This window comes from Halomonas shengliensis (assembly GCF_900104135.1).
GTDB classification, from domain to species: domain Bacteria; phylum Pseudomonadota; class Gammaproteobacteria; order Pseudomonadales; family Halomonadaceae; genus Halomonas; species Halomonas shengliensis.
The window spans coordinates 15659-40030 of the sequence record NZ_FNIV01000003.1 but is presented as its reverse complement, the minus strand read 5'-3'; the positions used below and the strand labels follow the sequence as shown (position 1 = coordinate 40030).

22 protein-coding genes are annotated in these 24372 nt (G+C 70.2%); 14 read left to right on the top strand and 8 right to left on the bottom strand.

Translation table 11 applies throughout. The features are described 5' to 3' along the window. Window positions 1–2: 2 nt before the first annotated feature. The 3 genes from cydB to BLP95_RS05200 all read right to left on the bottom strand — a co-directional run bounded on the left by cydB (window position 3) and on the right by BLP95_RS05200 (window position 3688). Window positions 3–1004 (bottom strand): cytochrome d ubiquinol oxidase subunit II, encoded by a 1002-nt coding sequence (gene cydB, locus BLP95_RS05210; protein ID WP_089677373.1) that lies wholly within the window; start codon window positions 1002–1004, stop codon window positions 3–5. Between the two features lies 1 nt (window position 1005). After that, a complete protein-coding gene (locus BLP95_RS05205) occupies window positions 1006–2421 on the bottom strand; it encodes a cytochrome ubiquinol oxidase subunit I (protein WP_089677372.1) in 1416 nt (471 codons plus the stop codon). A gap of 286 nt (window positions 2422–2707) precedes the next feature. Further along, entirely contained in the window at window positions 2708–3688 is a 981-nt protein-coding gene (locus tag BLP95_RS05200; RefSeq protein ID WP_089677371.1) for a calcium/sodium antiporter, read from the bottom strand. A 241-nt stretch (window positions 3689–3929) separates the two neighbouring features. Between BLP95_RS05200 and BLP95_RS05195 the strand changes: the two genes are divergently transcribed. The 11 genes from BLP95_RS05195 (at window position 3930) to BLP95_RS05145 (ending at window position 16779) form a co-directional block, all read left to right on the top strand. Beyond that, window positions 3930–5276 carry a paraquat-inducible protein A gene (locus BLP95_RS05195; protein ID WP_245678699.1) on the top strand — a complete coding sequence of 449 codons (1347 nt, stop codon included), beginning with the start codon at window positions 3930–3932 and terminating at the stop codon, window positions 5274–5276. After that, on the top strand, window positions 5273–6949 hold the full coding sequence (gene pqiB / locus BLP95_RS05190; RefSeq protein WP_089677369.1) for an intermembrane transport protein PqiB: 1677 nt from the start codon (window positions 5273–5275) through the stop codon (window positions 6947–6949). Before BLP95_RS05195 ends, pqiB begins: the two co-directional genes overlap by 4 nt. Before the next feature lie 40 nt (window positions 6950–6989). Then, window positions 6990–7592, top strand: a complete 603-nt coding sequence (locus BLP95_RS05185; RefSeq protein ID WP_089677368.1) for a PqiC family protein — start codon at window positions 6990–6992, stop codon at window positions 7590–7592. Between the two features lie 152 nt (window positions 7593–7744). After that, complete coding sequence (locus BLP95_RS05180) at window positions 7745–9076, top strand: DEAD/DEAH box helicase (protein ID WP_089677367.1); 1332 nt, start codon at window positions 7745–7747, stop codon at window positions 9074–9076. Window positions 9077–9145: 69 nt separating this feature from the next. Then, a complete protein-coding gene (locus tag BLP95_RS05175; RefSeq protein ID WP_089677366.1) occupies window positions 9146–9697 on the top strand; it encodes a hypothetical protein in 552 nt (183 codons plus the stop codon). Then, window positions 9690–10895: an MFS transporter gene (locus tag BLP95_RS05170; protein ID WP_245678687.1), complete on the top strand. Its 1206-nt coding sequence runs from the start codon at window positions 9690–9692 to the stop codon at window positions 10893–10895. Before BLP95_RS05175 ends, BLP95_RS05170 begins: the two co-directional genes overlap by 8 nt. A 73-nt stretch (window positions 10896–10968) precedes the next feature. Continuing rightward, complete coding sequence (locus tag BLP95_RS05165; protein WP_089677365.1) at window positions 10969–11700, top strand: ABC transporter ATP-binding protein; 732 nt, start codon at window positions 10969–10971, stop codon at window positions 11698–11700. Window positions 11701–11707: 7 nt separating this feature from the next. Then, entirely contained in the window at window positions 11708–14074 is a 2367-nt protein-coding gene (locus tag BLP95_RS05160; protein WP_089677364.1) for an ABC transporter permease, read from the top strand. Further along, window positions 14071–15282: an efflux RND transporter periplasmic adaptor subunit gene (locus BLP95_RS05155; RefSeq protein WP_089677363.1), complete on the top strand. Its 1212-nt coding sequence runs from the start codon at window positions 14071–14073 to the stop codon at window positions 15280–15282. The genes BLP95_RS05160 and BLP95_RS05155 overlap by 4 nt, the downstream gene beginning before the upstream one ends. A gap of 64 nt (window positions 15283–15346) precedes the next feature. Further along, window positions 15347–16405 (top strand): asparaginase, encoded by a 1059-nt coding sequence (locus tag BLP95_RS05150; protein ID WP_089677362.1) that lies wholly within the window; start codon window positions 15347–15349, stop codon window positions 16403–16405. Between the two features lie 137 nt (window positions 16406–16542). Continuing rightward, on the top strand, window positions 16543–16779 hold the full coding sequence (locus BLP95_RS05145; RefSeq protein WP_089677361.1) for a DUF2789 domain-containing protein: 237 nt from the start codon (window positions 16543–16545) through the stop codon (window positions 16777–16779). A 105-nt stretch (window positions 16780–16884) separates the two neighbouring features. On the opposite strand, the gene BLP95_RS17075 is transcribed toward BLP95_RS05145, so the two are convergent. Next, window positions 16885–17469 (bottom strand): anti-virulence regulator CigR family protein, encoded by a 585-nt coding sequence (locus BLP95_RS17075; RefSeq protein WP_089677360.1) that lies wholly within the window; start codon window positions 17467–17469, stop codon window positions 16885–16887. Between the two features lie 90 nt (window positions 17470–17559). Beyond that, on the bottom strand, window positions 17560–18975 hold the full coding sequence (gene trhP / locus BLP95_RS05135) for a prephenate-dependent tRNA uridine(34) hydroxylase TrhP (protein WP_089677359.1): 1416 nt from the start codon (window positions 18973–18975) through the stop codon (window positions 17560–17562). A 223-nt stretch (window positions 18976–19198) separates the two neighbouring features. Between trhP and queC the strand changes: the two genes are divergently transcribed. Both queC and BLP95_RS05125 read left to right on the top strand, forming a co-directional pair. After that, window positions 19199–19915 (top strand): 7-cyano-7-deazaguanine synthase QueC, encoded by a 717-nt coding sequence (gene queC, locus BLP95_RS05130; protein WP_089677358.1) that lies wholly within the window; start codon window positions 19199–19201, stop codon window positions 19913–19915. Continuing rightward, window positions 19915–20181 (top strand): YkgJ family cysteine cluster protein, encoded by a 267-nt coding sequence (locus BLP95_RS05125; protein WP_089677357.1) that lies wholly within the window; start codon window positions 19915–19917, stop codon window positions 20179–20181. Before queC ends, BLP95_RS05125 begins: the two co-directional genes overlap by 1 nt. Here BLP95_RS05125 and BLP95_RS05120 read toward each other — a convergent pair. Continuing rightward, window positions 20178–20456, bottom strand: coding sequence for a hypothetical protein (locus BLP95_RS05120; RefSeq protein WP_245678686.1), 279 nt, complete (start codon window positions 20454–20456; stop codon window positions 20178–20180). The two genes, BLP95_RS05125 and BLP95_RS05120, sit on opposite strands and share 4 nt — an antisense overlap. 343 nt (window positions 20457–20799) lie before the next feature. Here BLP95_RS05120 and BLP95_RS05115 point away from each other — a divergent pair, with 343 nt between their 5' ends. Then, window positions 20800–21621: a helix-turn-helix domain-containing protein gene (locus BLP95_RS05115; protein ID WP_089677356.1), complete on the top strand. Its 822-nt coding sequence runs from the start codon at window positions 20800–20802 to the stop codon at window positions 21619–21621. Between the two features lie 137 nt (window positions 21622–21758). On the opposite strand, the gene BLP95_RS05110 is transcribed toward BLP95_RS05115, so the two are convergent. Both BLP95_RS05110 and rpsA read right to left on the bottom strand, forming a co-directional pair. Next, a complete protein-coding gene (locus BLP95_RS05110) occupies window positions 21759–22139 on the bottom strand; it encodes a histone-like nucleoid-structuring protein, MvaT/MvaU family (RefSeq protein WP_023006985.1) in 381 nt (126 codons plus the stop codon). Window positions 22140–22532: 393 nt separating this feature from the next. Beyond that, window positions 22533–24209 carry a 30S ribosomal protein S1 gene (gene rpsA, locus BLP95_RS05105; protein ID WP_089677355.1) on the bottom strand — a complete coding sequence of 559 codons (1677 nt, stop codon included), beginning with the start codon at window positions 24207–24209 and terminating at the stop codon, window positions 22533–22535. Between the last annotated feature and the right edge of the window lie 163 nt (window positions 24210–24372).

The window sequence follows — 24372 nt, the reverse complement described above, 5'->3', positions numbered from 1 at the left end:
GCTCAGTGGTAGCCGTCGCCGGGGCGGACCTTGCCGCGGAACACCCAGTAGGTCCAGGCGGTGTAGGCGAGCACGATGGGGATCACGAAGAGCACACCGATCAGCAGGAAGAGCTGCGACTCGGGAGCCGAGGCGGCGTCCCAGATGGTGTAGTCCGGCGGCACGATCACCGGCCACTTGCTGGCCACCAGGCCCAGGTAGGTGAACAGGAAGAGTCCCAGGGTGGCGACGAAGGGCTGCCCCTCCTGGCGCCGGTGCACCGCCATCGCCAGCCAGGCCGCACAGCCCAGGGCGAGCGCCGGCAGCACCCAGATGAGATGCAGGTGGTCGAACCAGCGCTCGAACACCGCCGGGTCGACCAGCGGGGTCCAGACGCTGATGGCGGCGAAGGCCACCAGCACCGCCACCAGCAGGGCTGGGGTGATGCGGTAGGCCCAGCGCTGCACCTCGCCCTCCGACTTGAGGATCAGCCAGGTGGCACCGAGCAGCGCATAGCCGGTCATCAGGCTCAGCCCGGTGAGCAGCGTGAAGGGCGTCAGCCAGTCCAGGGCGCCGCCGACGTAGACGAAGTCCTCCACCGGGAAGCCCTGGATATAGGCGCCCACCACGGCCCCCTGGGCGAAGGCGGCCACCGCCGAGCCCCAGCAGAAGGCGCGGTTCCACCACACCCGGTTGCGCCGCGACTTGAAGCGGAACTCGAAGGCGATGCCGCGGAAGATCAGCCCGGCGAGCATCAGGAAGACCCCGATGTAGAGCGCCGGCAGGTAGACCGAGTAGACCAGCGGGAAGGCGCCCAGGAGGCCGGCGCCGCCCAGCACCAGCCAGGTCTCGTTGCCGTCCCACACCGGCGCCACCGAGTTCATCATCACGTCCCGGGCCTCCTCGTTGGGCGCGAAGGGGTAGAGGATGCCCAGTCCCAGGTCGAAGCCATCCATCAGCACGTACATCATCACGCCGAAGCCGATGATCAGCGCCCAGATCAGGGAGAGGTCGAAGGATGCCATGTCACTGCCTCCAGGTCGGGGCCGCGTCGTCGTCGAAGCGGGCGTTGGCGGCGGAGAAGGGACGCTTGGCGTGGTGCGCCTCGGCGCCGTCGTCATCGGGCGATTCGGGCAGCATGCCCTGGCGCACCACCCGGGTCAGGTAGTAGGTGCCGCAGGCGAACACCACGGCGTAGACCGCCACATAGCCGACCAGAGTGAACAGCGCCATGCCCCCGGTGAGCGACGGCGTCAGCCCCTCGGCATGGGTCATGATGCCGTAGACCAGCCAGGGGGCGCGGCCGGTCTCGGTGACGAACCAGCCGGCCAGCACCGCCACGAAGGGGGTCACGCTCATCAGGCGCAGCACCTGCAGGAAGCCACGATGGTGGTAGAGCCGCCCGCCGCGACGCAGCCAGAGCCCGGCCACGGCCACGGCGATCATCACAAGGCCGATGCCCACCATCACCCGGAACGACCAGAACACCAGCCACACCGGCGGTTGCTCCTCCGGCGGCACCTCGCTGATGCCCGGCACCACGCCGTCGGCATGGTGGGTCAGGATCAGGCTCGCCAGGTTGGGAATGCCGATCTCGAAGCGGTTCTCCTGGGCCAGCTGGTCGGGCCAGGCGGCCAGCAGCAGCGGCACGTTGGACTGGGTCTCCCAGTTGCCCTCCATGGCGGCCACCTTGGTGGGCTGGTGCTCCAGGGTGTTGAGGCCGTGGAAGTCGCCGATCACCGCCTGGGCGGGGGTCAGTATCAGCAGCAGCCACAGGCACATGGAGAGCGCCCGGCGATTGGCCTCGACGTCACGCCCGATCAGCAGGTACCAGGCGCTGACCCCGGCCACCACGAAGCCGCCGGTGACGAACGACGCCATCACCTTGTGGCTGAAGCGCCAGGGGAAGGAGGGGTTGAAGATCGCCGCCGCCCAGTCGGTGACGTGGAAGCGGCCATCGATCAGTTCCACCCCCGCCGGGGTCTGCATCCAGCTGTTGGCGGAGAGGATCCAGAACGAGGAGATGAAGGTGCCCACGGCCACCATGATGGCGGCGAAGAGGTGCACCCCCTGGGGCACCTTGCCGCGCCCGAACAGCAGCACGCCGAGGAAGGCGGCCTCCAGGAAGAAGGCGGTGACCACCTCGTAGCTCAGCATCGGCCCGAGGAAGTTGGCGCTGGTGTGGGAGAAGTTGCTCCAGTTGGTGCCGAACTGGAAGGACATCACGATGCCCGAGACCACCCCCATGCCGAAGACCACGGCGAAGACCCGGGTCCAGAACAGCGCCAGGCGGTCCCAGGCGGGGTTCTCGGTCCTGTAGAAGAGGCCGTTGAGCACGGCGATGTAGGACGCCAGGCCGATGGTGAACACCGGGAAGATGGCGTGGAAGGAGACCACGAAGGCGAACTGCAGTCGCGACAGCAGGAGGGGATCCAGTTCCATGACGCTTGCCTCGGTTCAGGGGTGACACGAGCCGGACGCAAGGGATGCGGATGCACGCTGGGAAGCGTGTTGTGCCTCTGGTGCCGAGTCTCGCAGACACCATGACGCATTCCACCTGGCCACCTGAGGTACCGCTTCAGCCTAGCAGGCCGTGGCGAGGCGCACGGCAGCGCCCCGAAAATGCATTTTAGTTATTTAATTATTCCTTAACTTCAGAACAGTCTACCCGTCTCGACAGGCAGATGGGCGAGGAAGTTGCGTGGCGCCTTGTCGCACCCGCCTCGCCTCAGCCGCCACCGCTCACCACCAGGTTGACCATCCAGGCGGTGTAGGCGACGAACATCGACAGCAGCGCCGCGCCCTCGTAGCGATTGATGCGCCCCTCGCGGCCCCGCCAACCCATGGCGAACACCGCCAGCATCACCGTCATGGCGGTCATCAGGCTCCAGTCGCGCAGCAGCACCTCGCTGCTCACCTCGATGGGGGTGATCACCGCGGCGAGCCCGACGACCCCCAGGGTGTTGAAGAGATTGGAGCCCACCACGTTGCCCAGCACCAGGTCGTGCTCGCGGCGGCGCAGGGCGCTGATGGAGGAGGCGAGCTCGGGCAGCGAGGTGCCCACCGCCACCACGGTGAGGCCGATGATCAGGTCGCTGACCCCGAAGCCCTGGGCGATGGCCACCGCTCCCCACACCAGGATCCGCGAGCTGACCACCAGCAGCAGCAGGCCGATACCGGTCCAGGCCAGGCCGGCCTTGAGGCTCATGGGATGGACCTCCAGGCTCTCCTCGGTCTCGGCGGCCAGCGGGTCCTCGCCCTCGCCCCGGGCCCGCCAGATGCTCACCCCCATGAAGAGGGCGAGAAGCCCCAGCAGCAGCGCCCCCTCGAGGCGACCGATCACCCCGCCCCACATCAGCAGCGCCGAGAGCAGGGTGGCGGCGCCCAGCACGGGCAGCTCGCGACGCACCACCGCGGAGTGCACCGCCAGCGGCGAGACCAGCGCCACCAGGCCCAGGATCAGGCCGATGTTGGCGATGTTGGAGCCGTAGGCATTGCCCAGTGCCAGGCCGGGATTCCCCTGCCCGGCCGCCAGCGCCGAGACCACCAGCTCCGGCGCCGAGGTGCCGAAGCCGATCACCAGCATGCCGATCAGCAGCGGCGAGAGCCCCAGCCGCGACGAGGTAGCCGCCGCGCCGTCGACGAAGCGCTCGGCGCTCCACACCAGCAGGACCAGGCCTGCCACCACCGCTACCGCAGGTACTATCATGGGGATCCCCGTTACATTCAGCGCTGAATGCCAGCGTATGGTAGAGGCCGCGGCGACATGTCACACTTCATCCATACCACGGCCCGCCGCAGTGTAAGCCCGTGCCGGGCATCGCGGGAAGGCCCGGGCCGCCGCACACCCGTCGCCTTCCGCTGACTGCCAGCCGATGATTATCGCCCGAGAGAGACCGCCCTTGGCCCACTCCCCCCTTCGCCTCCGCGGACGCCTGACGCCCCCGACGCTGCTCCAGGGCGAGGCGCCGCGGGTCGAGCGCACGCCGCCCGAGGCGCGGGCGCGGCGCCGCCTGCGCTGCTGCGAGGAGTGCGACTGGGTGGTGGCGCTGCCGCCGCTGCGCCCGGGGGAGAAGGCCGACTGCCCGCGCTGCGGCCACACCCTGGTGACCCGCCACTTCCGCCCCGCCCAACGCAGCCTGGCGCTGGCCCTGGCGGCGCTGATCGCCCTGGGGCTGGCGCTCGCCTTCCCCTTCATCAGCTTCAGCGTGGGGGGCATCGGCAACCGCATCGAACTGACCCAGACCGCCACCACCCTGATCGGCTTCCACCAGCCTGTGGTGGCCGGGGCGGTGGTGCTCACCATCATCGTGCTGCCGGCGCTCTACCTGGCGGGGGTGATCTGGCTGCAGCTGGGGCTGTTGCGGGATGCCCCGCTGCCGGCCAGCCGCACCCTCGCCCGCTCGCTGACCCAGCTGACGCCCTGGATGATGGCCGATGTCTTCATCGTCGGAGCCCTGGTCAGCCTGATCAAGATCGCCGGCATGGCCGACGTCGACCTGGGCGCCTCCTTCTGGGCCTTCTGCGCCTTCGCCGTGCTGCTGCTGATGACCAGCCAGTCGCTGGATGCCGACTGGATGTGGTTCTCGCTGGCCGGCGAGCCGCGCGCCCCCGCGGGCACCCGCACCGGCACCACCGCCGCCGGCCAGGGCCTCACCGGCTGCCACACCTGCGGGCTGATCGGCCGCCTCGACGCCGCCGGCCACGGCCGCTGTGAACGCTGCGGCGAGCGCCTGCACGCACGCCGCCCCCAGAGCCTGCAATACACCTGGGCACTGCTCGCCGCCGCCACGCTGATGTACGCGCCGGCCAACCTCTATCCCATCATGACCACCACCAGCCTCGGGCGCAGCGACCCCTCCACCATCGTCGGCGGCGTGGTGGAGCTGATCCAGATGGGCTCCTGGCCGGTGGCGGCGGTGATCTTCGTCGCCAGCGTGATCGTGCCGGTGGGCAAGCTGGTGGCGCTGGCCTGGCTCTGCCTGGTGGTGAAACGCAGCAGCGAGCTCAACGCGGTGGCCCGCACCCGCCTCTACCGGCTGACCGAGTTCATCGGCCGCTGGTCGATGATCGACGTCTTCGTGGTCGCCATCCTGGTGGCCCTGATCCGCGCCGGGGCGCTGATGTCCATCGAGCCAGGCCCCGCCGCCCTGGCCTTCGGCGGCGTGGTGGTGCTGACCATGCTCGCCGCCATGACCTTCGACCCGCGCCTGCTGTGGGACAGCCCGCTGCCGACGGACGGGGCCGAGCCCCGCGCGCCTGCCCATGGACGACACCCTGAAGGAACCCCGGGATGAGTGACGACGCCCCGCGTCAAGAGGACGCCGATTCCCCCCTGCACCGCGCCCGCCCCTCCCCCCAGGCGCGCTTCTCACCGATCTGGATCGTGCCCATCGTGGCGCTGGCGATCGGCGCCTGGCTGGTGTGGGACAACTACCGCAGTCGCGGCCCGCAGATCACCCTGACCATCGCCAACGCCGAGGGCATCGAGGCCGGCAGCACCCTGATCAAGACCCGCAACGTCGAGGTGGGGCGCGTCGAGCAGATGCACCTCTCCGAGGACCTCTCAAGCGCGGTGATCACCGCGCGCATGAGCCCGGACAGCGAGCCGATGCTGGTGGAGGACAGCCGCTTCTGGGTGGTCAAGCCGCGGGTCGGCCGCGAGGGGATCAGCGGCCTGGGGACCGTGCTCTCCGGCGCCTATATCCAGCTCGAGCCGGGCCAGAGCGAGGTGGAGTCGCGCCGCTTCGAGGTTAGCGACCAACCGCCGGTGGCCCCGGCGGGCGCCGACGGCCTGCGCATCAACCTGGTGAGCCAGCTGGGCAACTCGCTCAGGGTCGGCGACCCGGTCACCTACCAGGGCTACACCGTGGGGCGTGTGGAGGAGGCGACCTTCGACGCCGCCACCCGGCGCATGCAGCACCGCATCTTCATCGAGGCCCCCTACGACACCCTGGTCACCGACAGCACCCGCTTCTGGTCGGCCAGCGGCGTCGACCTGCGCCTCGACTCCGAGGGCTTCCGGGTCAACGTGGAGTCGCTGGAGGCCCTGCTCGGCGGCGGGGTCACCTTCGGCGTACCCGAGGACCTGCCGCTGGGCCAGCAGGTGGAGCCCGACGCCACCTTCCGGCTCTACGCCGACGAGGACGACGCCCGCCAGGGCACCTTCAACCGCTACCTGGAGTTCGTGCTGCTGGTGGACGACTCGGTGCGCGGCCTCGCGCGCGGCGCCCCGGTGGAGTTCCGCGGCGTGCGCGTCGGCACCGTGGCCGCGGTGCCCTGGAACTTCACCGCCCAGCAGCCGGCCGGGCGCAGCGGCTTCGCCATCCCGGTGCTGATCCGCATCGAGCCCCAGCGGCTGGGGATCGAGAACCGCGAGGTGGACATCGAGGAGTGGCGCAAACGCTACGAACGCTTCTTCGAACTGGGGCTGCGCGCCACCCTCAAGAGCGGCAACCTGCTCACCGGGGCGATGTTCGTGGACCTCAACTTCCAGCGCGAACTGGAGGGGGAGTACGCGCCGCTGACCTTCGCCGAGCAGCGCGTCTTCCCCACCACCTCCGGCGGCTTCGCCCTGATCGAGTCCCAGATCACCGAGCTGCTGGCCAAGCTCAACGGCCTGGAGGTGGAGCCGCTGCTCGAGGGGCTCGACCGCAACCTGCAGAGCTCCGAGGCGATGCTCGCGGAGGTGCGCACCCTCTCCGCCTCGCTGCGCGAGCTGATCGAGGATCCCGGCACCCGCGAGGTGCCCGCCAACCTCAACGCCACCCTGGCCGAGCTGCGCGACACCCTGGAGGGCGTCTCCCCGGAGTCCGCCGCCTACCAGCAGCTGGTCGGCGCGGTGGAACGCCTCGAGCGGCTGATGCGCGACCTGCAGCCGGTGGCGAGGACCCTCTCCGACAACCCCCGCGCCCTGCTCTTCGACAGCCTGGACGCCGAGGATCCCGTGCCCCGGGCACCGCGACCGTGAGCAGAGCGAGTCCGAATCACGCAACCCAGGAGACCCCGAGATGACGGCAAGGCGCTGGCTCTTCCCCCTGCTGATGGCCCTGCCGCTGGCCGCCCTCACCGGCTGCGCCAGCAACACGCCGGCCCCCGAGCGCTACACCCTGCCGGCGGTGGAGGTCGCCGCCGCCGGCGGCGCCGAGGCGGCCCACGAGCTGCGCCTCGCCCCGCCGCGGCTCGCTCACTACCTGGATGTCGAGGGCATCGTCATGCAGGTCGACGACATCACCCTGGTGGAGGCTAAGGGCTACCAGTGGGCCGAGGCGCTCTCGGCCCAGTTGCAGCGCGGCCTGCGCGACCGCCTGGCGGCGCGTCTGCCCGACACCCGGGTCGTCCTCGAGCGTCCCGGCCAGGCGGAGGGCGACAGCCTGCGCCTGGCCCTGGAGATCGACCGCTTCCAGGGTCGTCACGACGGCCTGGCGGTGATCGGCGGGCGCTGGCGCCTGGAGGATGCCGACGGCAGCCTGCTGGCCATGGAGGGCCTGGCGGCCGAGGTGGCGCTGGCGGCGGACGGCTACCCGGCGCTGGTGCGCGCCCTGGGCCAGGGCTGGGACAGGGTCGCCGACGAGCTCGCCGCGGCCATCCGCCGGTCCCGCCGACAACAATAGCTGCGCCGGGGCGCGGGTTCTGGCATAATGCGCCGACGCGGCACCCAAGCGAGTCCCTCCTGCCGCGCCCTGACCCCCGAATTTCTCACGCCCCGGCCCGGGACTGGCCACGCGCATTGCGTGGCACGGCCGCGGCGTTCTGCGGAGACCGCATGACCTTTTCCGACCTCGGCCTGCGTGCCGAACTGCTGCGTGCCGTCGAGGCACAGGGCTACACCACCCCGACCCCGATCCAGCGCCAAGCCATCCCCGCCGTGCTCAAGGGCGGCGACCTGCTGGCCAGCGCCCAGACCGGCACCGGCAAGACCGCCGGCTTCACCCTGCCCATGCTGCAGCGCCTGGCCGACGGCCCGCGCCCCGGCAAGCGCCAGGTGCGTGCGCTGGTCCTCGCCCCGACCCGTGAGCTGGCCGCCCAGGTCGGCGAGAGCGTGGCCGACTACGGCCGCCACCTGACCCTGAAGAGCCACGTGATCTTCGGCGGCGTCGGCCAGCAGCCCCAGGTGGACGCCATCCGCCCGGGCCTCGACGTGCTCGTCGCCACCCCCGGCCGGCTGCTCGACCTGCAGCAGCAGAAGCACGTGGACCTCTCCAAGGTGGAGATCCTGGTGCTGGACGAGGCCGACCGCATGCTCGACATGGGCTTCATCCACGACATCAAGAAGGTGCTGCGCCTGCTCCCCGAGAAGCGCCAGAACCTGCTGTTCTCGGCGACCTTCTCCGACGAGATCCAGGCGCTCGCCGGCAAGCTGCTCGACCGTCCCGAGAAGATCGAGGTGGCCCGGCGCAACACCACCGCCGAGACCGTCGACCAGGCGATCTACCGGGTCGACCGCGAGAAGAAGCGCGAGCTGCTCGCCCACCTGATCCAGCAGCATGACTGGCACCAGGTGCTGGTCTTCACCCGCACCAAGCATGGCGCCAACCGCCTCGCCGAGCAGCTCTCCAAACAGGAGATCCCGGCCATGGCGATCCACGGCAACAAGAGCCAGTCGGCGCGCACCAAGGCCCTCTCCGCCTTCAAGAGCGGCGACCTGCAGGTGCTGGTGGCCACCGACATCGCCGCCCGGGGCCTGGACATCAGCGAGCTGCCCCACGTGGTCAACTTCGAGCTGCCCAACGTCGCCGAGGACTACGTCCACCGCATCGGCCGTACCGGCCGCGCCGGCAGCGAGGGCCAGGCGGTGTCGCTGGTCTGCGTCGACGAGCACGGCCTGCTCAGGGGCATCGAGCGGCTGATCAAGCGCGATCTGGAGAAGCGCATCGAGCCCGGTTTCGAGCCCGACCCCAACGCCAAGCCCGAGCCCATCGAGAACGGCCGCAACCGGCGCGGTGGCGGCGGCCGTGGCGGCAACGGCCAGCGTCGCGGTGATAGCGGCCAGGCGCGAGGCCAGGGGCAGCGACGCGGCGCCGACGACCAACCGAGTGCCAACCGTCGACGTCGCCGCCGCGGCGGCGGGAACGGCGGCGGCCGCCAGCAGGCCTGACACCGGACTGGCAGTCAGCATCGCAATATGCGAATGTAGCCTGTTTCCTCCACCACCACGCACGCCATCATGCTGAAACGACTGCTCGGCAAGCAGCCCATCGAGGTCTGGGCCATCAAGCAGGTCGACACCGACCTGCTGCACCTCTGCGGCCGTGCCACCCTGCCCGCCCGCCCCAGCCGCAAGGCGGTGCTGGCGGCGCTGGCCGAATCGCGCTACGAGGGGCCGGTCACCATGGCAACGGGCGGGGTCGTGCTCAACGCACGGCTCTTCGCGGCGTTGGTACCGGTGGACGACCTGCAGCTGCTGCCCGATGGCCAGGCGCGCTGGCAGGGCCGCGACTGGCAGCTCGCCCAGGTGCCCCAGCGCTGCTGGACCTACCAGGGCCGCCTGGTGACCCAGCCCGACCCGCTGGGCGGTGCCGGGGCCCTGGTCAGCGCCGAGGATGTCTCCGGCATCCGCCGCCAGGTGGAGAAGGAGGCGCCGCACACGCCGGGCACGGTGGTCTTCCGCCCCGAGAACGCCAACGAGGACCACCCGCTGGTGGCCGATCGCGACGACACCCCCACCTCCGGCCCCCGCGTCAAGCAGGGCCGCGAGTGGCGCGGTGACCATGATTGAGCGCTCCTCGCGAGGCTCCCTGGCGCTCTTCATCGGCCTGATGGTGCTGGTGGGGCTCAACCTGCGCCCCGCCCTCTCCTCCCTGGCCCCGCTGCTGACCCGCATCCAGCAGGAGACCGGCCTCTCGGCGCTGGCCATCGGCGCGCTGACCACCCTGCCCGTGCTCTGCCTGGGGCTCTTCGCCCCCCTGGCCCCCTGGCTCGCCAGGCGCCTGGGGCCGGAGCGGGCCCTGGCGGCGGGCCTGTTGCTGCTCAGCGCCGGCCTTGCGCTGCGCGGGGTGCCGCTGGTCGCCAGCCTGTTCCTGGGCACCCTGATGGTGGGGGCCGCCATCGGGGTGGCCGGGACCCTGCTGCCGGCGCTGGTCAAGCGTGAGTTGCCCGCCGGCGCCGACCTGATGACCGGCGTCTACACCATGGCGCTCTGCCTGGGTGGGGCGCTGGGGGCCGGGCTCTCGATCCCGCTCAGCGAGTGGCTGGGTGGCTGGCCCCTGGGGCTTGCCAGCTGGGCGGCGCTGGCGGTGACCGCCCTGATCGCCTGGGTGGCCCTGGCTCCCCGCCGCGACGAGGCCACCCTGCCCGGCGGGGGCGGTGCCATGGGCGCCATACTGGGCCAGCCCCTGGCCTGGCAGGTGATGCTGTTCATGGGGCTGCAGTCGTCGCTGGCCTATATCGTCTTCGGCTGGCTGCCCACCCTGCTGGTGCAGCGTGGCTATGGCGAGGCCGAGGCGGGCTGGATGATGGGTGCCTCGGTGATGGTGCAGCTGCCCGCCGCCCTGGCCGCCCCCTGGCTGGCGCGCCTGGGCCGGGACCAGCGCCCCGCCCTGCTGGTCGTGCTGACCCTGGCCGCCACGGGCTTCTGGCTGCTGCTGCAGGCGCCCACCTCGCTGCGCTGGCTGGGGGTGGTGCTGCTCGGCATGGGCCAGGGGGGCAGCTTCAGCCTGGCGCTGACCCTGATCGTGCTGCGCACCGGCAACTCGCGCCTGGCCGGCAAGCTCTCGGGCCTGGCCCAGGGCGGCGGCTACACCCTGGCCGCCATGGGGCCGCTGGGGGTGGGCGTGATGCTGCAACTGGGCCTGGGACTGGCGGCGATCACCGGCGTGCTGGTGACCATCTGCGCCCTCTCCGCCTCCTTCGCGATGTTCGCCGGCCGCAACCGCCGCCTGGAGAGCGACGCCGACGGCCGGGTATTCACCCGCTAGCCGGCTGCCCGCGATCAAGGTCGACCGGACCATCTGCCGCTAGACTGGGGTCAGACAGGCCGGGAGCACGCGGATGGAACACGCCAAGGAGATCGCCCTGGAGGCGCGCGGGCTGACGCGCCACTATCGCCTGGGCGAGGTGACCATCCAGGCCCTGCGTGGCGTCGACCTGACCCTCTACCAGGGCGAGCTGCTGGTGCTGCTGGGCGCCTCGGGCTCGGGAAAGTCCACCCTGCTCAATATCCTCGGCGGGCTCGACAGCGCCAGCGGCGGCGCGGTGCGCCATGTCGACCGCCAGGGCAGCGAGCGGGACCTGACCCGTGCCGGGCCCCGGGAGCTGACCCGCTACCGTCGCCACCACGTCGGCTTCGTGTTCCAGTTCTACAACCTGATCTCGAGCCTCACCGCCCGCGAGAACGTGGCCATCGTCACCGAGATCGCCCGGGACCCCATGGCGCCGGAGACGGCCCTGGCCCTGGTGGGACTCGAGGGGCGCCTCGACCACTTCCCCTCCCAGCTCTCCGGTGGCGAGCAGCAGCGCGTCGCCATCGCCCGCGCCGTGGCCAAGCAGCCCGAGCTGCTGCTCTGCGACGAGCCCACCGGGGCGCTGGACTTCCGCACCGGCATCCGGGTGCTCGAAGTGCTCGAGCGCATCAACCGCGAGACCGGGACCGCGGTGGCGATCATCACCCACAACGAGGTGATCGGCGAGATGGCCGACCGGGTGGTGCGCCTGCGCGACGGCCGGGTCGATCGGGTCCACGCCAATCCACGTCGCCGCCCGGTCGGCGAGCTGCGCTGGTGAGGCCGCCATGAGGACCCTCGACCGCAAGCTTGCGCGTGACCTCTGGCGCCTCAAGGGACAGGTGCTGGCGATCGCCTTGGTGATCGCCGGCGGGGTGATGACGCTGATCCTCGCGGTGACCAGCCTGGAGGCGCTCTCCGGCGCCCGCGAGCGCTTCTACGCCAGCCACCACTTCGCCGAGGTGTTCGCCGAGGTCAAGCGCGCGCCCCTGGGCCTGGCCGAGCGCCTGGCAGAGATCGAGGGGGTCAACCTGCTGGAGCCCGGCGTGCGAGCGCCCATGCGCCTCTCGCTGCCCGGCTTTCGTGACCCCATCCGCGGCCTGGCGCTGTCGCTCCCGGATGGCCGCCAGCCCCTGCTCAACCGCCTCCACCTGGTGGCGGGCGGCCTGCCCGAGGCCGGCCGCGACGACCAGGCGGTGATCTCGGACGCCTTCGCCGAGGCCCATGGCCTGATGCCGGGCGACCGCCTCGAGGCGATCCTCGACGGCCGCCGGGCCACCCTGAGGGTGGCCGGCATCGCGCTGAGCCCGGAGTTCCTCTACCAGGTGGCCCCCACCGACCTGATGCCCGACTACCGCCGCTACGCGGTGCTATGGATGAACCGGCGCGCCCTGGCCAGCGCCTTCGGCATGGAGGGGGCCTTCAACCACCTGGCCCTGACCCTCCAGGCCGGCGCCTCCAGGGAGGACGTGATCGACGCCCTGGACCTGGCCCTCGCCCGCTACGGCGGCACCGGCGCCTGGGGCCGCGACGAGCAGCCCTCCCACCGCTTCATCGAGGAGGAGCTGCGCCAGCAGCGCCTCCAGGCCATCGTGGTGCCGGCCATCTTCCTGTCGGTCTCCGCCTTCCTGCTGCACGTGGTGATGGGCCGCCTGATCCAGACCCAGCGCGTCCAGGTCGCCGTGCTCAAGGCCTTCGGCTATCGCGACACCGAGCTGGCCCGCCACTTCGCCCTGCTCGCCGGGGCCATCGTGCTGCTGGGCTGGGCCCTGGGGGTGGCGCTGGGCGCCTGGGCGGCCAGCGCCCTGGCCGAGCTCTACCGCGCCTACTTCCGCTTCCCCGAGATGCCCTTCCGCGTCCCCGCCTGGGCGCTGGCCCTGTCACTGGCGGTGGTCGCCGCAGCGGCGGGGCTCGGCGCCTGGCGCACGGTATGGCGGGAGGCCGCGCGCCCCCCGGCCGAGGCCATGCGTCCGCCGGCGCCGCAACGCTTCCGCCGTAGCTGGCTCGAGCGCACCCTGCCGACGGGCCTGCTGGGCCACGAGGGGCGCATCGTGCTGCGCCACCTCGGCCGCCACCCCGCCAAGGCGGGGCTCTCGGTGGCGGGGATCGCCCTCTCCGCCGGGCTGCTGATGATCGGCGCCTACCAGCTGGACGCCGTGGAGACGATGATCGACCGACAGTATCGCCAGGTGCTGCGCATGGACATGGAACTGACTTTCCGCGAGCCCACCCCGCGCCGGGCCGAGGGCGAGCTTGCCCACCTGCCCGGGGTGCTGGCGGTGGAGGGCTGGCGCCGGGTGGCGGTGACCCTGCAGCATGGCCACCGGGAGGAGCGCGTCGGCCTGCTCGGCATGGCCTCGCCCCCGCGGCTGCGCCAGGTGCTCGACGCCGGCGGCGAGCCGCGGCGACTCCCCGAGGCGGGCCTGATGGTGACCCGCTGGCTGGCCGAGTCGTTAGATGCCCGGGTGGGCGACACCCTGGAGGTGCAGGTGATGGAAGGCAAACGCCAGCGCCTGGCGCTGACCCTCTCCGCGCTGGTGGACGAGCCCCTGGGGGTAGGCGCCTACCTGGCGCGGCGCGACCTCAACGCCCTGCTCGCCGAGGGCGATGCCATCAACGGTGCCTGGCTGCTGGTGGACGACGCCCGCCGCCAGGCGCTGCTCGACGCCCTCTGGAAACGGCCGGGGGTAGCCGCCATCGGCCTGCTGGACGAGGCCGAACAGGGCATCCGCGACTACCTGGACGAGACGCTGCTGGCCTTCGCCCTGATCTTCCTGGCCATCGCCTCCTCCATCGCCTTTGGCGTGGTCTACAACAACGCGCGCATCGCCTTCGCCGAACGCGCCCGGGAGCTCGCCACCCTGCGGGTGCTGGGCTACGGCCGCGCCGAGGTGGCACGCATCCTGCTCGGCGAGATCGTCCTGCTGACCCTGCTGGCGCTGCCGCCGGGCTGGGCCATCGGCATCGCCTTCAGCCACCTGCTCAACCGGGCCTTCAGCAGCGACCTCTACCGCCTCCCGCTGGTGCTCACGCCCCACGCCTTCGGCTTCGCCGCCGCCGGCGTGCTGGCCGCCTCCCTGCTGGTGGCGCTCATGGTGATCCGCCGCCTGGGTCGGCTCGACCTGGTGGCCTCCCTGAAAGGAGTCGAACGATGACCACACCCTCCCCCTGGCGACGCCGGCTGGCCTGGGGCCTGGCCGGCCTCGTGCTGCTGCTCCTGCTGGCCTGGGCCCTGCGACCGGCGCCGGTGACGGTGGACGTCGCCCGGGTCGAGGTGGCGCCCTTCGTCGACTCGGTGGTCGAGGAGGGCCGGACCCGGCTGCGCCACACCTGGAACGTCTCGGTGCCCATCGCCGGCTACCTGCAGCGGGTCGGCCTGGAGGTGGGCGATGCGGTCGAGCAGGGACAGACGCTGTTCCGCCTGGAACCGAGTCCCGCCCCGGCGCTGGACCCGCGCTCGCGCCGGCAGGCCGAGGATGCCCTGCATGCCGCCGAGGCGCGCCTGCGCGGTGCCGAGGCCAACCTGGAGACGACCCGCGCCGAGCGGCGCTTCGCCGAGGCCGAGTACGAGCGCTATCGCCAGCTGCGCCAGCGCAACCTGGTCTCCGCCGCCGACCTGGAGCAGCGCCAGAGCCAGCGCGATCGCCAGCGCGCCCTCGAGCAGGCCGCCGCCTCCGCCGTGGAGGCCGCGCGCTTCGAGGTCGAGAGCGCCCGGGCGATGCTGGCGGTGGCCAGCGGCACCCGCGACGAGGCGACCACACCGACCCTTGCCGTGCGCGCCCCCATCGACGGCACCGTGCTGCGCCGCTACCGCTGCTGCGAGGGCAGCGTCGCCGCCGGCGAGCCGATCCTGGAGCTCGGCAATCTCAACACCCTGGAGGTGCAGGTCGACCTGCTCTCCATGGACGCCGTGCGCCTGGCCCCGGGCATGGCGGTGCGCCTCACCGGCTGGGGCGGCGGCGAGGCGGTGGAAGGCGTGGTGCGGCGAATCGAGCCCGCCGGTTTCACGCGGGTCTCGGCGCTGGGCGTCGACGAGCAGCGCGTCCCGGTGATCGTCGACTTCGCCGAGGGAGTCGACCCCCAGGCCCTGGGCCTCGGGAGCGGCTTCCGGGTCGATGCCGAGTTCCTGATCTGGCAGCGAGAGGAGGTGCTGCAGCTGCCCACCAGCGCCCTGTTCCGGGCCGAGGGCGAGTGGTCGGTGTTCCGAGTGGAGGAGGCACGGGCGCGCCGGGTGGTGGTGACGACGGGCCGACGCAGCGGCCTGGTCACCCAGGTGCTCGAGGGCCTCGCGGCCGGCGACCGGGTGATCGTCCACCCCGGCCCCCGCGTCGCGGAGGGAGTACGCGTGCGCCTGGCGCCCTGACCGCGGTTGTGCCCGGCGCGGCGCGGGGTATCATGGGCCCCTCCTCACCCGCCCGGAGCCCGCCATGCCCTCTTCTGCCGTCGCCGACGACCGCCCGCTGCTGGTGATCTACACCGGGGGAACCCTCGGCATGGTGGAGAGCGAGCGGGGCCTCGCCCCGGGCGGCGATATCGCACCGCGCCTGGCCCGCGCCCTCGACGCCCTGCCGCCGGGACGAGGCGCCCTGCTGCCCCGCCATGAGGTGCTCGCCGTCGACACCCCCATCGACTCCAGCGCCGCCACCCCGAGCGACTGGTCGCGCCTGGCCGGGATGATCGCCGCACGCCACCGCGACCACGCCGGGTTCGTGGTGCTTCACGGCACCGACACCCTGGCCTGGAGTGCCGCCAGCCTCGCCTACCAGCTGCAGGGCATCGACCGCCCGGTGGTGCTGACCGGCGCCATGCAGCCGCTGGAGGCACCGGGCAGCGACGCCGCCGACAACGTCACCCTGGCGCTGCGCTTCGCCGCCAACCCGGCGCTCCAGGAGGTCGCCATCGCCTTCGGCGGCCGGCTGCTGCGTGGCGTGCGCGCCCGCAAGTGGCACAGCCGGGACGCCGACGCCTTCACGAGTCCCAACTACCCGCTCCTCGGCGAGCGCGTGGGTGACGACTCGGTGCTCTACCCCGGCCGGGGGCTGGAGCGCCAGCAGCGCGGGGCACCCCGCTTCGAGCTTGCCGACTACGCCGGCCTCGACGACGGTGGGGTGGCGCGTATCGCCCTGTGGCCGGGGATCAGCGCACGCCAGCTGGACACCTGGCTCACCGACCCCGCCCTCGAGGGCGCCCTGCTGGAGGTGTGGGGCGGTGGCAACCTGCCGGACGACCCCGACCTGCTGGGGGTGCTGGCACGCGCCAGCGGCGAGGGCAAGCTGCTAGCGGCGATCAGCCAGTGCCCCCACGGCCCGATCACGCCCGGCGACTACGCCGCCGGTCAGGGGCTCGCCACCGCCGGGGTACTATCCGGGGACGCCATGACCCCTGAGGCGGCCTTCACCAAGCTGGTGCACCTGCTCGCCCAGCCGCTTCCCGATGCGGAGCGTCGGCGCCGCTTCCTGACCCCACTGGTGGGCGAACGGCTCTGAGGGGGCACGCCTACCCACGGGAGCACGCCAGAGCGTTGACGTCCATCAAGCAGAGGCCGCGACGAATGGCTATGGTGGTAGGGGCATCCTCCGCGGCTGCCACGTGCGCCGCCTCACCTCACGCAAGGAGCGCCACCATGGAACATCCCGACCACCCCTTCAGCGAGCTCTTCGAACAGCTGGGACTCGCCTCCGACCCCGAGGCCATCAAGCGCTTCATCGACCGCCACGCCCCGATCCCCGATGAGATCGCCCTGCCCGACGCCCCCTGCTGGAACGAGGGCCAGGCGGAGTTCCTGCGCGAGGCGATCGACGAGGACGCCGACTGGGCCGAGGTGGTCGACCACCTCAACACCTCGCTGCGCAAGGGCTGATCCTTTCCAGCGCCCCCCTCCCCACCACGCCAGCGACGCAGCGAGCCCGCCCCCGATCGGGGGCGGGCTCGTCATGGTCAGGGCTGACGGCCGAGGCGTGCGGGCCTAGTAGAGGACGTCGCGGATCACCCGATAGATGATCTCGTTGGCGGCGTCGACCAGGATGGCATCGGGGCCGACCCGGCGCCACTCGTAGCCGTCGTAGTGCGGCAGGTCGCGCAGCACGCGGTCGTCGAAACGCTTTGCGATCCCCGGGGGCAGCGGCTTGCCGCGCTCCAGGTTCATGCGGATGCCTGGCGGCAGCCCGGCGCGTTCCTCCTCGCGGACCCAGTCGCGGCGCTCGCTGAAGAGCCGGCGCAGGTCGCGCTCGTCGATGATGGGCCTGTCACGATCGCGATAATCGCGACGTTCCCCGAAGTCACGACGGTCATCGACGTCGCGACGTTCGCGGTCACGATAGCCATCGTCACGGCGCTCACGCCAGGACTCGCGGTCGCGACGCTCCTCCTGATAGCGCTCGCGGGACTCGCGTCCCTCCTGCTTCTGCTGGCCCGGCGGCAGCTGGCGCTGCGCCTGCCCCTTGCCCTGGCCGGCGTGCTCCGGGGGCTGCGCCAGTGCCGGCCCCGTGGCCAGCAGCAGGGCCAGGCCGGAGAGGGCCAGGGTCGTGCGAAGATCGAGTCGCTTGCTCATGGGAACCTCCGTTTCCATGGGGTGATGCCCCCAGCATAGCGGTCAAAGATGCAGGCGGCATGGAAACGCTGTCGGCTCCCGGCGACAGGCTCAGCCGAGGTCGCGCATCAGCAGGGCGAACTCGATGCGCTCGGGGGCGATCGCCTCGCCGGGCACCGGGATACGCACCACATGGCCGGAGCCCGGAGCGGCACCCACGGACTCGCCGCGCCGGTTCTCGATATGCTCGAGGCTGAAGCGACGATTGCCGCCGGGCAGCATCAGCTCCATGGAGTCCCCCACCTCGAAGCGGTTCTTGACGTCGACCTCCAGCACCCCGCGGTCGGGATCGTAGCCGATCACCTCGCCGACGAACTGCTGGTGCACCCCCACCGAGTTGCCGCGTTCGTAGTTCTGATACTCGTCATGAACGTGGCGGCGGTAGAACCCCTCCGTATAGCCACGGTTGGCCAGGTTGTCGAGCTCGTCCATCAGGCGCATGTCGAAGGGGCGGCCGGCCACGGCGTCATCGATGGCCCGGCGATAGACCTGGGCGGTGCGTGCCACGTAGTAGTGGGACTTGGTGCGCCCCTCGATCTTGAGCGAGGTGACGCCCATCTCGGTCAGGCGCGGCACGTGCTGGACGGCACGCAGGTCCTTGGAGTTCATGATGTAGGTGCCGTGCTCGTCCTCGAAGATCGGCATCAGCTCGCCGGGACGGGTGGCATCCTCGATCAGCGCCGAGAGCTCGTCCTGGCCCTCGACGCCGCCCGCGGTGGCGGTGCTGTGGCGGGTGCTGCCGCCCCCGGAGGCGATCAGGCCACCCCCTTGCCCTGGGGTCCAGACGCCGCTCGCCGCATGGGCCGCGGCGGAGTTGGCCGGCACCAGGTCGCCGGTCTCGTCATGGGCCGCGGCCACGGTGTTGTACTGCCAGCGGCAGGCGTTGGTGCAGGTGCCCTGGTTGGGATCGCGGTGGTTGAAGTAGCCGGAGAGCAGGCAGCGCCCGGAGTAGGCGATGCACAGCGCGCCATGGACGAAGGTCTCGATCTCCAGGTCCGGGCACTCGGCGCGGATCTCGGCGATCTCCTCGAGCGACAGCTCGCGCGACAGGATGATGCGGCTGATGCCCTGCTGCTGCCAGAAGCGCGCCGCCGCCCAGTTGACGACGTTGGACTGCACCGAGAGGTGGATCGGCTGCTCCGGCCAGCGCTCGCGGATCATCATGATCAGCCCGGGATCGGACATGATCAGCGCATCGGGGCCGGCCTCGATCACCGGCTCCATGTCGCGCAGGTAGGTCCTGAGCTTGCTGTTGTGCGGCGCGATGTTGGAGGCCACGTAGAACTGCTTGCCGCGCTCGTGGGCGTAGGCGATGCCCTTGTGGAGGTTCTCGAGCTTGAAGTCGTTGTTGCGCACGCGCAGCGAGTAGCGCGGCTGGCCGGCATAGACGGCATCCGCCCCGTAGGCGAAGGCGTAGCGCATGTTCTTGAACGTCCCCGCCGGGGAGAGCAGTTCGGGAGCTTGCATGAGAGATCACCGTTGTCAGGACGATGGCGCCACCAAAGCGCTGGAAATGAGGGGCGCATATTATAGCAGCAACCAGCACGCCATAGGGCCATGGCGAATGGCGCTGGCAACAGGCCTCTGCCGTTTGCCTCACCCTGCGGGTCCAGTAGAATGCCTCCCCTTCCGGACCGGACCCCGGAACGCCGCGCTGCGGCGCGACAAATTCTCCGACCAGAGCGACCCCATGACTTCTTCTCCTTCCCCCAAGGCGGCCGGCCGCGCCACCGTGGTGATCTACTCCGGCGGCATGGACTCCTATACGGTGCTGCACCGAGCCCTGCGCGAGGGCCTCGACGTCCATGCCCTCTCCTTCGACTACGGCCAGCGCCATGCCCGCGAACTGGAGGTCGCGCGCCGGGTCTGCCGCGGCCTCGGCGTGTCGCACCAGGTGATCGACATCACCGCCATCCACGGCCTGATCGACAATTCCGCGTTGACCGACGCCGGCCGCGCACTGCCCGACGCCGACTACGCCGAGGACAACCTGCAGGACACCGTGGTACCCAACCGCAACATGATCCTGCTTGCGCTTTCCATCGCCAAGGCGGTGAACATCGGCGCCGGGCGGGTCGACTACGGCGCCCATGGCGGCGACCACGTGCTCTACCCGGACTGCCGCCCCGAGTTCGTCGAGGCGATGAACGCCGTGGCAGGCATCGCCAACTTCGAGGCCGTCGAGATCCATGCGCCCTACCTGCGCGCCAGCAAGGCGGAGATCCTCGCCGACGGCCTGGCCATGGGGCTCGACTACGCCGACACCTGGACCTGCTACCGGGGCGGGCGGCTTGCCTGCGGGCGCTGCGGCAGCTGCCGGGAGCGCCTGGCGGCCTTCGCCGCCAACGGGGCGGTGGACCCGCTGGCATATGCAGAGCGCCCCTTCGACGGCCCGGGAGGCGGCTGATGGGTCGTTTCCAGGAAGCCTGCCGTCCAGGCTGTGGCGCCTGCTGCATCGCCCCCTCGATCTCCTCGCCGATTCCCGGCATGCCCGACGGTAAGCCCGCCGGGGAGCGCTGTGTCCAGCTGGACGACGACAACCTGTGTCGACTGTTCGGCGATCCGCGGCGTCCCGAGGTGTGTCGCCGCTTCACCTTCGACCCCGACCTGTGCGGCAGCCATCGCGACCAGGCGCTCGAGCGCATCGCCGCGCTGGAGCTCGAGACCGACTAGGCGATCCGGTCGAAGCGCCGCAGCGTCTCCACCAGCTCTTGCACCCGCTCGGCGGAGAGCTCGTACTGCGCCATCAGTGCCTCCAGGCGCCGCTGGAAATCCTCGCCAGCGGGCTGCGCCGCCTGGGTGGGGGGTGCGTCCGTCTCGGCATCGCTCTCCGCGGCCGGCGAAGGCTCCAGCTCGCGCAGCGCCTCGGCGAAGGCATCATCGAGCTCCCGGAATTGACGCAGCTTCTCGCGCTCATCCATGCCGTTGCGTTGGGTGTGGTGTTTCATTCGGGTCCATCTCGATGCTGGGAGGAGGAGGCGGGAGAAGCCCGCCGACAAAGCGGCGATTATACCCCGATCGCTACCCGTCGCTAAGGGCCCTGGCCCCCTACAGGATGATGCCAGGATTACGTATTTCCCCGTCGGGCGCGCCGTGTCGACGCAAAACTGTGCAACAGCGAGCAAACTAATATTCCAAACTTGCCTTTGCAACTGGTTAACACGCATAAAGACATCAGGCACACGACGCGACCACTACCCCCCAGGGTCCGGCGGCACCCAGGACCGCCGCGCCGACGAGAGGGCCGGGCGCTGCCCGGATGGGATCATCCGCAAGGAACGGGGCCAGAGCATGTTCAACGAGATTGTGCGAGCAGAGATCTGGCTGCAGGACACCCTGGAGAGCCAGGAGACCATCGACACGCTGGCCGAGCGCCTGGGCTACTCGACCTCCCAGGTCAGGCGGCGCTTTCGCCAGCACTTCGGCATGTCGCCAAGCGCCTACCGCGAGGCATTGCGCCTGGAGAAGGCATCCCGGTTGCTGATCCACACACCACTCGGCATCCGCACGGTGGCCGGGCGATGCGGCTACACCAATCACTCGGCCTTCAGCCGCGCCTTCCTGCGCCGCTTTCGCCACAGCCCGCGTCACCATCGCCTGACGGGGCGCGAGGCCCTGGTCGAGGCCGCCGCCCGCGCCGGCAGCGCCCCCCGCCCGGAGGTCGAGACGCTGCCTCCCTGCGCGGCGGTGGTAGCACGGGAGTACGCCACCAGCGAGACGCTCCCCCCGCCTCGCCGCTGGCTGGAGCGGCTCGATGGCTACCCGTTGCCGCTGCCGGGTGCCAGCGAGCGCGCCGCCGCCCTCCTGCTGCTCCACGACCCCGGCCCGCCGAGCGGCCTGCCGCGGCTCGACCTGGGGGTGCTGGTGGATGGCGAGTCGGCGGGCAGCCTGCCGATTCCCCCCACCCTGCGGCTGCTCGAGCTGCCCCGGACCCGCTGCGCCTGCCTCGACCTGCCCGGGCCCCAACGGATCCATGACACCCTGGTCGCGCTGCTGGCGGCACTGCCGGAGATGGGTGAGCACTACAACGGCGACCCGGTACGGCTGGTCAGGTCCGAGTCGGCGCTGACGCTCCAGCTGCCCTTGCTCGACGGCGAGGAAACGCCGCGATGACCCGTCTGTCGACCGGCCCGCGAAGGAGGCGAAAAAGATGCAAGGAGGGCACGACTCACCAACAATAACGGCGCCTCTCGGGCGCCGTTGACTCTCGGAGCGTGGGGACGCACGCCCCTCGCGTCAGGGATTCGCGATCACTCTTCCACGCGCACCAGCCAGGACTCGACGGTGTCGGAACCGAACTCGTCCTTCCACGCCTTGAGCGTCTTCTGGTTGCCGCCGCGAGTCTCGACGACTTCGCCGGTGTTGGGATTCTTGTAGATCTTCAACTTGCGCTTGCGACGACCGCCGGTGCTGCTGGGCGAGGCGGCCCTGGCGGCAGGCGCCGCGGGCTTCGGGTCGAGCAGGGCGATGACATCGGCGGCGCTCTTGTCATACTCCTTCATCAGCGCCTCAAGCTTCTCCTTGAACTCGAGTTCGGTCTGGAGACGCTTGTCGTTGTGCAGCTTGTCCAGATTGGCCTGGAGTTCCTTGAGCTGCTGTTCCATCTGCATGTAGTCGTTGAGAAGTGACATCTAGCGCTTTCCTTGAGGTGGGATTGGCGGGAAACAACGGGCAAGCATTATGTCGGTTAACTCCATCTTATGGCAAGAGTCTGGGTGAGTTAACCGATTAACGCAAGTTGTCGCACTTACCAGGGCGATACTATTTCACGGGACCAACTTCACGGGACCCACCCGCTGATTTGCCAAGTAAAGGGTAAAGTTAAACGCGTTGCTACTGAAGCCGGCCAACCAAGAGTGTGGACCGTACGAACTCCTCAACTCAGGATGCGGAGTGAACACAATAGTCGGCGCAAGAGAACGGGGCCCGACATATCGACAGGCATCGTCGAATATGTGCCCCAATACAAAGAAAACCGCCGCCCCGGAGGGCGGCGGTTTCGGTCCGGCGAGACGGCGTCTCGATCAGTCCTGACCCATCTGCTGCTTGATGAGGTCGCCGATGGTGGTCGGGCCACCGCTCTCGACGCTCTCCTCGCGCAGCTTCTTCAGGTTCTGGCGAGTATCGTCCTGCTCCTTGGCCTTGATGGAGAGGGCGATCTGGCGGTTCTTGCGATCGACACCGATGATGCGGGCCTCGACGCTGTCGCCCTCGCTCAGGACGTTGCGGGCATCCTCGACGCGGTCGGCGCTGATCTCGGAGGCCTTGAGCACCGCCACGACGTCGGTGGCCAGCTCAACCTGGGCCTGCTTGGCATCGACCTCGACCACACGGCCGGTGACGATGGAGCCCTTGTCGTTGACGGACAGGAACTCGGCGACCGGATCGGTATCGAGCTGCTTGATGCCCAGGGAGATGCGCTCACGCTCCGGGTCGATGGAGAGGATCACGGCCTCGGCCTCATCACCCTTCTTGAACTGGCGAACGGCTTCCTCGCCGGTCTCGGTCCAGGAGATGTCGGAGAGGTGCACCAGGCCATCGATGCCGCCTTCCAGGCCGATGAAGATGCCGAAGTCGGTGATGGACTTGATGGTGCCGGCAACGCGGTCGCCCTTGTTGTAGGTCGCGCTGAAGGTCTCCCACGGGTTGGCGGTGCACTGCTTGATGCCCAGGGAGATACGACGACGCTCCTCGTCGATATCCAGCACCATGACGTCCACCTCGTCGCCGACCTGAACGACCTTGGACGGATGGATGTTCTTGTTGGTCCAGTCCATCTCGGAGACGTGGACCAGACCCTCGACACCCTCTTCCAGCTCGGCGAAGCAGCCGTAATCGGTGAGGTTGGTGACGCGGGCGTGCACCTTGGTGCCTTCCGGGTAACGATCCTTGATGTTGACCCAGGGATCCTCGCCCAGCTGCTTCAGGCCGAGGGAGACGCGGTTGCGCTCGCGATCGAACTTGAGCACCTTGACGGTGATCTCGTCGCCGACGGCCACGATCTCGCTCGGGTGCTTGATGCGCTTCCAGGCCATGTCGGTGATGTGCAGCAGGCCGTCGACGCCACCGAGGTCGACGAAGGCGCCGTAGTCGGTGAGGTTCTTGACGATACCCACGATCTGCTGGCCTTCCTGCAGGGTGGCGAGCAGGGCCTCACGCTCGGCGCTGTTCTCGGCCTCGAGCACGGCACGACGCGAGACGACGACGTTGTTGCGCTTCGGGTCGAGCTTGATGACCTTGAAGTCGAGTTCCTTGTTCTCGAGGTGCGTGGTGTCGCGCACCGGACGCACGTCGACCAGGGAGCCCGGCAGGAAGGCACGGATGGAGTCGACGTCGACGGTGAAGCCGCCCTTGACCTTGCCGTTGATCACGCCCTTGACGATCTCGTCCTTTTCGAAGGCCGCTTCCAGCACCTTCCACGCTTCGGCGCGCTTGGCCTTCTCGCGGGAGAGGCGGGTCTCGCCGAAACCGTCCTCGACGGCTTCCAGGGCGACGTGGACCTCGTCGCCGATGGCGATGGTCAGTTCGCCATTCTCGTCGCGGAACTGGGCCGCGGGGATCTGACCTTCGGACTTCAGGCCGGCATTGACGGTGACCCAGTCACCCTCGATGTCGACGACGGAGGCCGCGACGATGGCGCCCGGCTCCATGTTGATGTCCTGGAGAGACTGTTCAAACAGTTCAGCAAAGCTTTCGCTCATGATGTTCCTACGTGATCAACGTTAACGTGCGGCAGGGCCGCTTCCTCCGCACCACCAGCGAGTGCGGGCCTTATTCACCAAGCCCCCGGCGATGTTGGCGCTGGTTCGACCTGGCTCGGCTCTCGGCTGTCGGTGCCGAGCCACGTCATCACATGCTGCCGGA